The sequence below is a fragment of the Erwinia sp. Eh17-17 genome, assembly GCF_039675725.1.
Lineage (GTDB): Bacteria > Pseudomonadota > Gammaproteobacteria > Enterobacterales > Enterobacteriaceae > Erwinia.
On the sequence record NZ_JBDFQT010000002.1, the window covers coordinates 447538 to 460307 of the forward strand.

General features: G+C 58.9%; 12 protein-coding genes. 8 read left to right on the plus strand and 4 right to left on the minus strand.

All coding sequences use genetic code 11. The features are described 5' to 3' along the window. Positions 1–73: 73 nt before the first annotated feature. From glnP to ybiO, 3 genes are all read left to right on the plus strand, one after another. Positions 74–733, plus strand: coding sequence for a glutamine ABC transporter permease GlnP (gene glnP / locus ABEH87_RS07430; RefSeq protein WP_062746608.1), 660 nt, complete (start codon positions 74–76; stop codon positions 731–733). Further along, the gene (gene glnQ, locus ABEH87_RS07435) at positions 730–1452 is read left to right on the plus strand and encodes a glutamine ABC transporter ATP-binding protein GlnQ (RefSeq protein ID WP_346575320.1); all 723 of its coding nucleotides are present in this window, start codon (positions 730–732) and stop codon (positions 1450–1452) included. Before glnP ends, glnQ begins: the two co-directional genes overlap by 4 nt. Before the next feature lie 123 nt (positions 1453–1575). Next, the gene (gene ybiO, locus ABEH87_RS07440) at positions 1576–3831 is read left to right on the plus strand and encodes a mechanosensitive channel protein (protein WP_346575322.1); all 2256 of its coding nucleotides are present in this window, start codon (positions 1576–1578) and stop codon (positions 3829–3831) included. Between the two features lie 4 nt (positions 3832–3835). On the opposite strand, the gene rlmF is transcribed toward ybiO, so the two are convergent. Beyond that, positions 3836–4765 (minus strand): 23S rRNA (adenine(1618)-N(6))-methyltransferase RlmF, encoded by a 930-nt coding sequence (gene rlmF, locus ABEH87_RS07445; RefSeq protein ID WP_346575324.1) that lies wholly within the window; start codon positions 4763–4765, stop codon positions 3836–3838. Positions 4766–4869: 104 nt separating this feature from the next. Between rlmF and ABEH87_RS07450 the strand changes: the two genes are divergently transcribed. Both ABEH87_RS07450 and ABEH87_RS07455 read left to right on the plus strand, forming a co-directional pair. Next, the gene (locus tag ABEH87_RS07450; protein ID WP_346575325.1) at positions 4870–5499 is read left to right on the plus strand and encodes a flavin reductase family protein; all 630 of its coding nucleotides are present in this window, start codon (positions 4870–4872) and stop codon (positions 5497–5499) included. Between the two features lie 144 nt (positions 5500–5643). Then, positions 5644–6165: a 5'-3'-deoxyribonucleotidase gene (locus ABEH87_RS07455; RefSeq protein WP_346575327.1), complete on the plus strand. Its 522-nt coding sequence runs from the start codon at positions 5644–5646 to the stop codon at positions 6163–6165. A 9-nt stretch (positions 6166–6174) separates the two neighbouring features. On the opposite strand, the gene hutG is transcribed toward ABEH87_RS07455, so the two are convergent. Continuing rightward, a complete protein-coding gene (hutG, locus tag ABEH87_RS07460) occupies positions 6175–6963 on the minus strand; it encodes an N-formylglutamate deformylase (protein ID WP_346575329.1) in 789 nt (262 codons plus the stop codon). Further along, positions 6960–8177, minus strand: coding sequence for an imidazolonepropionase (gene hutI, locus ABEH87_RS07465; RefSeq protein WP_346575330.1), 1218 nt, complete (start codon positions 8175–8177; stop codon positions 6960–6962). The genes hutG and hutI overlap by 4 nt, the downstream gene beginning before the upstream one ends. An 81-nt stretch (positions 8178–8258) precedes the next feature. Here hutI and ABEH87_RS07470 point away from each other — a divergent pair, with 81 nt between their 5' ends. Together ABEH87_RS07470 and ABEH87_RS07475 are read left to right on the plus strand one after the other, a co-directional pair. Next, positions 8259–9614, plus strand: coding sequence for a formimidoylglutamate deiminase (locus tag ABEH87_RS07470; protein WP_346575332.1), 1356 nt, complete (start codon positions 8259–8261; stop codon positions 9612–9614). Next, complete coding sequence (locus ABEH87_RS07475) at positions 9611–10186, plus strand: HutD family protein (RefSeq protein WP_346575334.1); 576 nt, start codon at positions 9611–9613, stop codon at positions 10184–10186. Before ABEH87_RS07470 ends, ABEH87_RS07475 begins: the two co-directional genes overlap by 4 nt. Here the strand turns inward: ABEH87_RS07475 and hutC are convergent. Continuing rightward, on the minus strand, positions 10165–10920 hold the full coding sequence (gene hutC / locus ABEH87_RS07480; RefSeq protein ID WP_346575336.1) for a histidine utilization repressor: 756 nt from the start codon (positions 10918–10920) through the stop codon (positions 10165–10167). The genes ABEH87_RS07475 and hutC overlap by 22 nt on opposite strands. Before the next feature lie 303 nt (positions 10921–11223). Here hutC and hutH point away from each other — a divergent pair, with 303 nt between their 5' ends. After that, positions 11224–12768, plus strand: a complete 1545-nt coding sequence (gene hutH / locus ABEH87_RS07485; protein WP_346575338.1) for a histidine ammonia-lyase — start codon at positions 11224–11226, stop codon at positions 12766–12768. Positions 12769–12770: the final 2 nt, after the last annotated feature.

The following is a 12770-nucleotide window of genomic DNA, read 5'->3' on the forward strand; positions in this document are numbered from 1 at the left end:
CTTAAGCGCAGGTGCGCTATGCCCCTGCGTTTTTTCCACCTCAACAAAATGGTTTTAGATCCGGAGAATAAACATGCAGTTTGACTGGAGCGCCATCTGGCCTGCTATTCCAATCCTGCTTGAAGGCGCCAAAATGACCCTGTGGATTTCGGTCCTCGGTCTGCTTGGCGGCGTGATTATCGGCCTGGCGGCTGGCTTTGCCCGCGCCTACGGTGGCTGGCTTTCACGCAACATCGCGCTGGTTTTCATTGAACTGATCCGTGGCACACCGATTGTCGTGCAGGTGATGTTTATCTATTTCGCCCTGCCAATGGCCCTGCCTGATTTCAGGATCGACCCGTTCACCGCCGCCGTGGTAACCATCATGATCAACTCCGGTGCCTACATCGCTGAGATTACGCGCGGTGCGGTGCTGTCGATTAACCGTGGCTTCCGTGAAGCAGGCCTGGCGCTGGGACTTTCCAGCCGCGAGACGCTGCGCTATGTGATTATGCCGCTGGCACTGCGCCGTATGCTGCCGCCGCTGGGTAACCAGTGGATTGTCAGCATCAAGGATACCTCACTGTTTATCGTGATTGGTGTGGCAGAACTGACCCGTCAGGGCCAGGAAATTATCGCCGGTAACTTCCGCGCGCTGGAAATCTGGAGCGCCGTCGCCGTTATCTATCTGATCATTACGCTGGTGCTGAGTTTTGTTCTGCGTCGCCTTGAGAGAAGGATGAAAATCCTGTGATTGAATTCAAAAATGTTTCCAAGCACTTCGGTGCGACTCAGGTCCTGCACGATATCGACCTGAAAATTAATCAGGGCGAAGTGGTGGTGATTATCGGCCCGTCCGGCTCCGGTAAATCAACCCTGCTGCGCTGCATCAATAAGCTGGAAGAGATCACCAGCGGCGATCTGATTGTTGACGGTAAAAAAGTCAACGACCCGAAAGTCGATGACCGCCTGATCCGCCAGGAAGCGGGCATGGTATTCCAGCAGTTCCATCTGTTCCCACAGATGAGCGCGCTGGACAACGTCGCCTTTGGTCCCATCCGCGTACGCGGTGCGAAGAAGGAAGAGGCACAGCGCCTGGCGCGTGAGCTGCTGGGCAAAGTAGGGCTGGCCGAACGCGCTAACCATTTCCCTTCCGAGCTCTCCGGTGGCCAGCAGCAGCGCGTGGCGATTGCCCGTGCACTGGCCGTGAAGCCTAAAATGATGCTGTTTGATGAGCCAACCTCCGCGCTCGACCCGGAGCTGCGTCACGAAGTGCTGAAAGTGATGCAGGACCTGGCCGAAGAAGGCATGACGATGGTGATTGTCACCCACGAAGTCGGCTTCGCGCAGAAAGTCGCCTCGCGTCTGATCTTCATCGATAAAGGCCGCATTGCTGAAGATGGTAATCCTGACGAGTTGATCTCTAACCCGCCAAGCGCCCGTCTGCGTGAGTTCCTGCAGCACGTGTCGTAATCCCCTCAGGGGCGAACCTGCGTTCGCCCCTGCTCTCGTCTTTATCTCAAAGTGCCCCATTCCCACGCCACCTGACCACCACGGTCTATACTTCTCTGCTGTGCGCCACTCCAGGAGAAGAGGATGTCAGGGTTCGCCACATCGTTGCGTATCGTTTTAATCATACTGGTCTTTATTGGCATCACGATGTCAGCCCAGGCCGTCACACTGCCCGCAGCGGCGGTCGCCGCCTCACAGTCGCACCAGACTACCCAGAATCAGACCGGGACAGAGGTGGACGACAGGAAAGCCGCCTATGCCGCTCTGGCCAATATTCTCGACAACGACCAGTCGCGCCAGGCGCTGATCGATCAGCTACGCAGCGCTGCCGCCACGCCGGACAGCGGGAAGGAGCCGGTCCTGACGCCGCCGTCGGAAGAAGAAGATAAAACCGTATTACAGGGCGTGACCGACGTCAGCCGCCACTTTGGCGGTGAATTCGCCTCTCGTCTGCAGCAGCTTCACCGCAATATCGTTGACGCTCCGCACAAGCCGTTTAACCAGCAGACCTTCTTTAACGCCTTACGCCATTTCGCCATGCTGACCGCCGGCCTTTTTGCCTTCTACTGGCTGATACGCTGGGCAGCATCGCCGCTTTACCGCCGGATGGGAGCGTGGGGACGCCAGAAAAATGCCGATCGCCGCAGCTGGCTGCATCTGCCAGGAATGATTGTTGCGGCGTTTATCATCGACCTGCTGCTGCTGGCGCTGGCGCTGTTTGTTGGACAAATCCTCAGCGATAACATGAACGCCGGCAGCCGCACCATCGCCTATCAGCAGGGGCTGTTTCTCAATGCCTTCGCGCTGATCGAGTTCTTTAAGGCGATACTGCGCCTGATGTTTTGCCCGCGTTATCCGCAGCTGCGTTTCTTCCACCTGAGTGACAATCGGGCAAATTACTGGTGTACGCGTCTCAGCTGGTTAAGTGGGCTGATTGGTTATGGCCTGCTGGTGATTGTGCCGATTGTGTCTAATCAGGTGAATGTGCAGGTTGCCGCACTGGTGAATGTCGCCGTAATGGGGGTGATGACGGTCTGGGCGCTGTATCTGATCTTCCATAATAAACGCAATATTCAGCAGGAGCTGACGCGCCTTGCCGACCGTTCGCTGGCCTTTTTTGCGCTGTTTATTCGCGCCTTCTCGCTGGTGTGGCACTGGCTGGCCAGCGCTTATTTTATCGCCCTGTTCCTGTTCTCCATGTTCAACCCCGGCGACAGCCTGAAATTTATGATGGCGGCTACCGTTCGTTCGCTGGCGATCATCAGCCTGGGAGCGCTGGTTTCCGGCATGCTGACGCGCTGGATCAGTAAGACCATTGTGCTGTCACCGGACCTGCGCCGTAGCTACCCGGAATTACAAAGCCGGGTCAACGGCTGGGTCTCTGCCATGCTTAAACTGGCGCGCATTATTACCGTCTTTGCCGTCACCCTGCTGTTGCTCAACGCCTGGAACCTGTTTGACCTGTGGCACTGGCTGACGGTGGGTGCAGGCGAAAAGCTGGTGGATATTATTATCCGTATTGTGATGATCCTGTTCTTCTCAGCGGTGGGCTGGACGCTGCTGGCGAGTCTGATTGAAAGCCGCCTGGCTTCTGACTCACACGGGCGGCCGATGCCCAGCGCCCGCACCCGCACGCTGCTGACGCTGTTCCGTAATGCGCTGGCGGTGATTATCAGCACTATCACGATTATGATTTTGCTGTCAGAGATTGGCGTGAACATCGCGCCACTACTGGCCGGGGCCGGAGCACTGGGTCTGGCGATCTCCTTTGGTTCACAAACGCTGGTAAAAGATATTATTACCGGGGTGTTTATTCAGTTCGAAAATGGCATGAACACCGGCGATCTGGTAACCATCGGGCCGATTACCGGCACCGTGGAGCGCATGTCAATCCGTTCCGTTGGCGTTCGTCAGGACACCGGGGCCTACCATATTATTCCCTGGTCTTCGATCACCACCTTCGCCAACTTTGTGCGCGGCATCGGCTCATTTGTCGCCAACTATGATGTCGACCGCCGGGAAGAGACGGAACGGGTCAACGCCACGTTACAGGCGGCGGTGAAGGATCTGCTGGAAGATGAGAGCATACGCGGTATGGTGATTGGTGAACCGTCATTCTCCGGGCTGGTGGGGCTGACCAATCAGTCGTTTACCGTGCGCGTGTCGTTTACCACTCAGCCACTGAAGCAGTGGACGGTACGTTTTGCGCTGGATGGCATGGTGAAGAAACACTTCGATGCGGCGGGGATCAAAGCCCCGCACCAGACCGTACAGGTGATGCAGAGCGGAACCACTGTTGACGGGGCTGCCAGCTTTCAGACGCTGGAAGCCCCGCAATAACGGGTTACTTATTGAGTAATTTGGTTCTGCCTGGCTGCTCCATAAAGCTCCACGCGATAAAGCGGCTCTGCTTCTGACCCTGCGCCATTTCCACGGTACGCATGGCGGCAACATCCGCTTCTTCCAGTGCGCGCCACAGTTCCGGCAGATGCTCTTTGCGCGACACCAGGGTGGTGAACCATACGCACTGGCGGCCGAAGCTGGCGCTCTCGGCAATCATGCGTTGGATAAACGCGACTTCGCCGCCTTCACACCACAGCTCATCCTGCTGACCGCCGAAGTTCAGCGGCGAGTGGCGATCCAGCCCGAGGTTGCGCAGTTTGCGCTGGCTGCCCTGGTGGGCATCAGCGGCTGAGGCGTGGAACGGCGGGTTACACAGCACGGCCTGGTACAGCTCGTTTTTGTGAATTACGCCGCTGAAAATTGCGCTAGTGTCTTTCTGGCGGCGCAGACGAATGGCGCGGTTAAGGCCGGGATTCGCCGCAATAATGGCGTTGGCAGAGACCATGGCCTGTTCGTTGACTTCGCTGCCGGTGAAGCGCCACTGGTATTCGCTGTGGCCGATCAACGGATAGATCAGGTTGGCGCCGCAGCCAACGTCCAGCACGTTAATCTCGCGCGGCACCACGCGGCGGTTATCTTCCGCCAGCAGGTCAGCCAGGTGGTGAATATAGTCGGCGCGGCCCGGCACGGGCGGGCAGAGAAAACCTTCCGGGATATCCCAGTGGGCAATCTGATAAAAATGGCGCAGCAGCGCCTGGTTCAGCGCCTTGACCGCGTCCGGATTGGCAAAGTCGACAGACTCGCTGCCCCAGTTATTGACCGCCACAAACGGTGCCAGCGGCGGATGGCTGGCAATCAGCGCAGCAAAATCATAGCGACCGCGATGGCGGTTGCGCGGGTGAAGCACATTTTTTTCAGCAGGGGTTTTCATTGGCCACTCTCTTGTCAGCAGGCGCGTAAGATACCTGCTGTGATAATAATGGTAAACCATCAGCGACGTTTTTCCGTCTCATCATGTTTATTTATGGAGTCTCTATGTCCCGCACTCGCTATACCTGGCAACCGAAACAGGGCCACGGCCTGCCGCACGATCCGCTGAACGCGATTATCGGCCCGCGTCCGATTGGCTGGATCAGCTCACAGAATGCGGCCGGGCAGCGTAACCTCGCGCCCTACAGTTTCTTCAACTGTTTTAACTATCGCCCGCCGATCATTGGCTTCGCCAGCAGCGGCTGGAAAGACAGCGTTGCCAACATTGTTGAAACCGGAGAATTTGTCTGGAACCTGGCGACTCGCCCGCTGGCAGTGCCCATGAATGAAAGCTCGGCGTCGCTGGCCCACGGTGAAGATGAGTTTGCTTATGCCGGTGTTACCCCCCTCCCCGCCAGCCTGGTCAACGTCAGCATGGTGGCGGAAAGCCCGGTTAACTTTGAGTGTCGCCTGTCACAGTGCATTCAGCTGCAAACGGCCGACGGTGAGCAAATCCCCACCTGGCTGGTGCTGGGAGAAGTGGTGGTCATCCATATTGATAATGACCTGCTGGTTGACGGCATTTATCAGACGGCGAAGGCCGAGCCGATCCTGCGTGCCGGAGGGCCCTCAGCCTATTACGGCATCAGTGAAGCGTTAAGGTTTGATATGGTCAGGCCGGATGCGCGGGGTTGAAAATCTAAATGAAGCCGTCGCCCTGAGCGATGGGCTTTATGCTGAAGGTGGAATATCTGACTGTTGCGCTAACGGCGCTAAAATGCCGCTACCGCGCTTTTTTGTTATCATGCATGCTGAAAACAGAAAAGTCATGGAGTGATTATGAAGCGTATTGCGATTGATATGGATGAAGTTATCGCTGACTTCCATCCTAAAATGTTGAAAACCTGGAACAGCCATTTCTCCCAGCAGCTCACCTTAGACGAGCTGAACCTGTTCAGGCTGCATCAGGATGACCCGGATAAACTGGGCGAGATCTTTGAGCTGGTGGGCGACCCGACGTTCTTCGCCGACCTGGACGTGATCGAAGACAGCCAGCGGGTGATTGCCCGGCTGAGCGAGCGCTATGAGATTTTTATCACCACGGCAGCAATGGAAGTGCCGACCTCCTTCAATGCCAAGTTCCAGTGGCTGAAAGCGCACTTCCCGGACATCAGGCCCAGCAACATCGTATTCTGCGGCAATAAAAGCGTTATCAACGCGGACTATATGATCGACGATAATGCGTTTAACTTCGAGAATTTCTGCGGGGAAGGCATTCTTTATTCCGCACCGCATAACCGTCAGGTGACCGGCTACCGGCGCGTTGAAAACTGGCGGGAAATCGAAACCCTGCTGCTGTAGCGATTAACCTCAGCCGCTGTGATGCTCCAGCATGGCCGCAACCAGCCGTTGCAGCAGCGGCTGAAGCAGCTGTGCTTTGTCACCGCGCCAGTTAAACGGCGGCTGCTCGTCCATATAGTTGCACTGTGCCAGCTCCAGCTGCACCGCCTGCTGGTTTTCCTGCGGTTTACCGTAGGCGCGCGTAATGTACCCGCCTTTAAAGCGCCCGTTCAGCACCCAGCTAAACTGCGACTGTTCGCCGCAGCGTGCGGTTAACTGCTGCGCCAGCTGCGGACTACAGCTGGCGCCGTCGTTGGTGCCCAGGTTCAGATCCGGCAGGCTGCCGTCAAACAGGCGTGGGATCACCGACGCTATCGAATGGGCGTCAAACAGCAGTGCATAGCCGTGCTGCTGCTTAATGCGCGCCAGCTCCTGCTGAATTTTGTCATGATACGGCTGCCAGATGTGGTGCAGATAGCCCTCACGCTGCGCCGCCGTCGGCGTCTTACCCGGCGCAAATGTCGGCTTGCCGTCAAACAGCGTTTCCGGGTACAGCCCGGTGGTCGCCGTGCTGTACAGCGCCTGATTGTCCGGCGGACGGTTAAGGTCGATAACAAAGCGAGAGTAATTGCCCACCAGGATGCTGACACCCATTTCACGGGAAAAATCATACAGCTGGGGAATATGCCAGTCGGTATCCGGCAACCCTTTTGCTGCATCGCTTAAACCCGCTTCGACTTCCGGGGTAAGCTGCGTACCGGCGTGGGGGATACTGAGCAGCAGCGGGAGCGTGCCGGCGCTGAATTGATATGCATTCATCGTTCTTCTCCGCGAAAGATCACCCGGCAGGGTAACTGCCCGCCGAGCCAGTAAACCAGTTCAGCCGGACGCGACAGCGGCCAGTGAACGAAATCAGCTAGTTTTCCCGCCTCCAGTGACCCCAGATGGTCGGCCAGGCCCAGCGCGCGCGCGCCGTTCAGCGTCACGCCTGCCAGCGCCTCTTCCGGCGTCATGCCAAAGAGCGTACAGCCCATATTCAACATCAGACGCAGTGAAAGTGCGGGAGAGGTGCCGGGATTTGCGTCGCTGGCCAGCGCCATCGGCACCTGATAACGGCGAAACAGCTCAACCGGCGGACGCTGTTTTTCCCGCAGCAGATAGAAAGCGCCCGGCAGCAGCACTGCGACCGTGCCGTGCTGCGCCATTGCCGCCACATCGCTTTCCGTCGCATATTCCACATGGTCTGCCGACAGCGCGTTAAATTCTGCCGCCAGCGTACTGCCGCCGAGTGGCGAAAGCTGCTCTGCGTGCAGTTTGACCGGCAGGCCCAGGCGCTGCGCGGCCGTAAACACCCGTCGCACCTGATCGGGGGAAAAGGCCAGATGCTCGCAAAACGCATCGACCGCATCAGCCAGCCCCTCTGCTGCCACCTGCGGCAGCAGCTGGTCACAGATAGCGTCAATCCAGGCATCCGGCTGCTGCTGAAACTCCGGCGGCACCGCATGGGCGGCCAGACAGGTCGCCTGAATCTGAGCGGGAACCTGCCCGGCCAGCTGGCGAATCGCCTGCAACATCCGTAATTCGCTGGCGATCTCCAGCCCGTAGCCGGATTTGATCTCCACGGTGGTGACCCCTTCCGCCAGCAGATGGTGGAGACGACGGTGGGCGCTGGCGACCAGTTCTGCCTGTGACGCCGCCCGCGTCGCGCGCACCGTAGAGAGAATGCCGCCGCCCTGGGCGGCAATCTCGCTGTAGCTGACGCCGTTGAGACGCTGCTCAAATTCATGGCTGCGATCGCCGCCAAACACCAGGTGCGTATGGCAGTCCACCAGGCCGGGCGTGACAATACCACCGCCAAGATCGGTACGCTGGCTGGCCTGAATATGCGCACTTTGCGCATAAGGCCCTACCCAGACAATCTTGTCACCGCTGACGGCCATCGCGCCCTGTTCAACGATGCTGTAACGCCCATCCTGCAGGGTGACCATATCGGCCCCATACCACAGATGGTCACAGTTGAGTTGCTGATTCATCCGCTCTCCCACGTTGCGCACTTTACTGTTAATTCATAAGTATGTATATGTATATACAAGCTCATTGCACAGGAAGCAACCATGACTCGCTTTTTTGCGCCCCGCGCCCTGCTGGCTGACGGCTGGCAACATAACGTCCTGATCGAGGTTGACGCTCAGGGCATCATCAGCGCCATCACTGCCAACAGTAGCCCCGGAGAAGCACAGCGTCTTAATGGAAGCGTGCTGCCCGCGATGGCTAATCTGCACTCGCACGCCTTTCAACGGGCGATGGCCGGGCTGGCTGAAGTGGCAGGTGACCCGCAGGACAGCTTCTGGACCTGGCGTGACCTGATGTACCGCATGGTACAGCGCCTGACGCCGCAGCAGGTCGGGGCCATCGCCACGCATCTGTATGTCGAGATGCTGAAAGGCGGTTACACCCAGGTGGCTGAATTTCACTATCTGCACCACCAGCCCGACGGTCAGCCTTACCCCGATGATGCGATGTTACAGCAGTTGATCCTCGCCGCTGAACGCAGCGGCATCGGACAGACCCTGCTGCCCGTGCTGTACAGCTACGCCGGATTTGGCAGCCAGCCTGCGCAGCCGGGGCAGAAGCGTTTCATTCAGGATACCCGGCATTATCTTGCCCAGCAGCAGCGCCTGACGCAGCTGATTGCCGGTAAGCCGCTGCACAGTCAGGGGCTGTGTTTCCACTCCCTGCGCGCGGTGAACGAACAGCAGATGCGTGAAGTGCTGGAGCACAGCCCCGGCGATCTTCCCGTACATATTCATATTGCCGAACAGGAAAAAGAGGTTAACGACTCGCTGGCCTGGTGCGGTGAACGCCCGGTCAGCTGGCTGCTGGACCGCTTCGACGTGGGCCCGCGCTGGTGTCTGATCCACGCCACCCATCTTAATCAGCAGGAGATCGCCCGCCTTGCCGCCAGTCAGGCGGTTGCCGGGCTGTGCCCGACCACCGAGGCCAATCTGGGTGACGGTATCTTCCCGGCCACCGAATATGTGGTACAGGGGGGACGCTGGGGCATTGGTTCGGACAGCCACGTCTCGCTGGATGTGGTAGAGGAGCTGCGCTGGCTGGAGTATGCCCAGCGCCTGCGCGACCGCCGCCGCAACCGCATCGTCACGGCGCAGCAGCCTTCCGTGGGCGAAGTGCTGTATCAGCAGGCGCTGGCCGGTGGCGCTCAGGCCTGTGGTGTGAAAACCGGCAGCCTGCAACCCGGATTCCGCGCAGACTGGCTGGTGCTGGGTGGGGATGCGCTGTTCGCCAGCACCCCGGATGCCTCATTGCTCAACCGCTGGCTGTTTGCCGGCAGTCGTGCACAGATTCAGGAGGTGTTCGTCGCCGGGCAGCAGCGTATCAGCGCCGGCCGGCATGCCGATCAGGCAGAGATTGATGCCGGGCTGCGTGACGCGCTGGAGGCACTGCAGTGATCCATCGGTATGACCGCCGTACGCTGCCCGTCAGCCGCTGGCGCAACGGCGGTGGCGAAACGCGGGAAATAGCCAGTTTCCCCGCCGGTAAAGCCGATTTTGACTGGCGCATCAGCATCGCCACCATTGCCGCTGACGGCGCTTTTTCAACGTTTCCCGGCATTGACCGCATCATTACGCTGCTCAGCGGTGAGGTCACGCTGTTGCAGGAGGGCCAGCGGTATCAGCAGCTTGGCCTCTGTCAGCCGTTTACCTTTGCCGGGGAAGAACCGATCTCCGCACAGTTATCCGGCAAAACCAGCAGTGACTTCAACCTGATGGCGCGACGGGGGGTTTATCAGCCGGATGCCGGGGTAACCTGCACCCGCTTCTCTGCGGCGGCGGCCGTGGCCGGCGTGGTATATGTGATTGCCGGCCAGTGGCAGCATCAGGACACCCTGCTGTCAGCAGGCCAGGGCGCATGGTGGCAGAATAACGGCGGGCTGTTTCTCCCCGTTACGGCAGATGCCCGGCTGTTATGGGGAACGTTTCAGCCCTCCTGCGCTGACGATCAGGGGTGCCCTTTAAAATGACCCAGTAACTTATAGCGCGAGCCGGGATACAGCAGACGGGCATAGGTGACAATCTTGCTGTCGCTCCAGGTCTGGCGGCGGATTAGCAGGCACGGCTCCTGCTCAGCAATCGCCAGATGAAGGCACTGCTGCGCATCCGGCAGCACCGCTTCCACAATGTGCTCCCCTGCCGTCAGCGGTGCCACGCGCATCAGATAGGTGTACGGCGTCTGACGGGCATAATCCTGCTGCAGATAATCCGGTGCCATCTGCGGGTTCACCAGCCGGTCTTCCAGCTGCACCGGCTGGTCATTTTCATAGTGAACCATCAGCGAATGGAACAGCGACTGACCGGTGGACAGGCCCAGCACGGCGGCCTGCTCCGGGTCGGCTTTCGTTTCGCGCAGCGTCAGGATTTTGCTACTGTGGCGGTGACCGCGCTGGGCAATCTCTTCCGCAATATTGTGCACTTCCAGCATCGCGGTATAACCCTTAACCTCGGCGACAAACGTCCCCACCCCCTGCATGCGAATCAGATAGCCCTCGCTGGTCAGCTCGCGCAGCGCGCGGTTGATCGTCATGCGGCTGACGCCGAGTTCATTCACCAGCTCACTCTCTGACGGCACGCGCTGATTGGCTTTCCACACCCCTTCACGGATCTGGCTGACTATCGCCTGCTTCACACGCTGATAGATGGGCGCAGGCTGATCGCTCATGGCTGCTGAAAGTTGAGAAATGGCAGTCTGCACGACCATAGCGGTTTCCTTAAATCATCTTGATAGCGGCAGTTTACGGACTAAAAATTGATATGTATAGACATCCTGGCTGCACTGGTCTGAAGCATCCGGCACTGACACGGTGCATCCAATCGGGACCGCTCGCAGCGCGGAGAGGGTCGCGCCCTCCACTGCTCCCTCGCGTGATAACGGAATGATGTTTTGTGACGCAGCTGGCACAACTCTTGCTGGTTGTATAGACAAGACTATACACATGTGATTCACTCATGGCGTCGTCTTCATCCCTACATGCAACCAAAGTTGTCTATACAGGAGTATACCATGTCACTGACTACGCATCATTGCCTGCTGACGCCGGGCAAGGTGGACCTGGCCACCCTTAAAGCGATTTATCGCGGGGGAGTCACACTGGCGCTGGACGAATCGTCACGCAGCCGTATTCAGCAGGCACGCGCCACGGTGGAAGCCATCGTCAATGAAGGCAAGGTGACCTACGGCATCAACACCGGTTTTGGCAAACTGGCGCAGACCACCATCCCGACCGAGCGCCTGGCCGAACTGCAACGCAACCTGGTGCTGTCACACAGCGTCGGGCTGGGCGATCTGCTGCCGGATGATGTGGTGCGCGTGATTATGGCCACCAAAGTGATCAGCCTGGCGCGCGGCCATTCAGGCATTCGTATGGAGCTGGTTGATGCACTGATCGCCCTGTTTAACGCCGGTATCATGCCGTGCATTCCGGAGAAAGGGTCTGTCGGTGCATCCGGCGATCTGGCTCCGCTGGCACATCTGTCGCTGATGCTGCTGGGGGAAGGTGAGGTACGCGTCAAAGGCCGGATGATGCCGGCTACCGAAGGGCTGGCGCTGGCCGGTCTGCAACCCTTTGTCCTTGGCCCTAAAGAGGGTCTGGCGCTGCTGAACGGCACTCAGGTCTCCACCGCGCTGGCGCTGCGTGGTCTGTTCGAAGGGGAAAATGTGTTTGCCGCCGGACTGGTGGCAGGTGCCCTGTCGCTGGAAGCGATTAAAGGTTCAGTCAAACCCTTCGACCCTCGTATTCATGAGGCACGCGGCCAGCAGGGGCAAATTGACGTGGCGGCCGCCGTTTCCACCTTACTGGAAGGCAGTGCCATCCTCAATTCACATACCCACTGCGGACGCGTACAGGATCCTTACTCCATTCGCTGTGTGCCACAGGTGATGGGGGCCTGCCTCGATAACCTGAACCATGCGGCGAAAGTGCTGCAGATTGAAGCCAACGCCGCCTCCGATAACCCGCTGGTGTTTACCGATACGGGTGAAGTGATCTCCGGCGGCAACTTCCACGCCGAACCGGTGGCATTTGCTGCCGACATTATCGCGCTGGCCGTGGCGGAAATCGGTGCCATCTCTGAACGCCGTCTGGCGCTGCTGCTGGACTCCGGCCTCTCCGGCCTGCCGCCATTCCTGGTCAACGACGGCGGTGTAAACTCCGGCTTTATGATAGCCCAGGTCACCGCTGCGGCGCTGGCCTCCGAAAACAAATCGCTGGCCCACCCCGGCAGCGTTGACAGCCTGCCCACCTCCGCGAATCAGGAAGATCACGTGTCGATGGCGACCTATGCCGCGCGCCGCCTGGGAGCCATGTGTTTTAACACCGCCGCCGTGGTCGGTATTGAGGCTATGGCCGCCGCACAGGGCATTGACTTCCACCGTCCGCTGCAAAGCTCTCCTCTGCTGGAACAGGTGCTGGCAGGCATCCGCGAGCGGGTAGCTTATCTGGAAAAAGACCGCCTGATGGCGCCGGACATTGAGAAGATGCGCCTGTGGGCAGCGGCAGACAGCTGGCCGGAAGCGATCGCCGCCCTGCAACCTGCACGCGCACGTTAAAC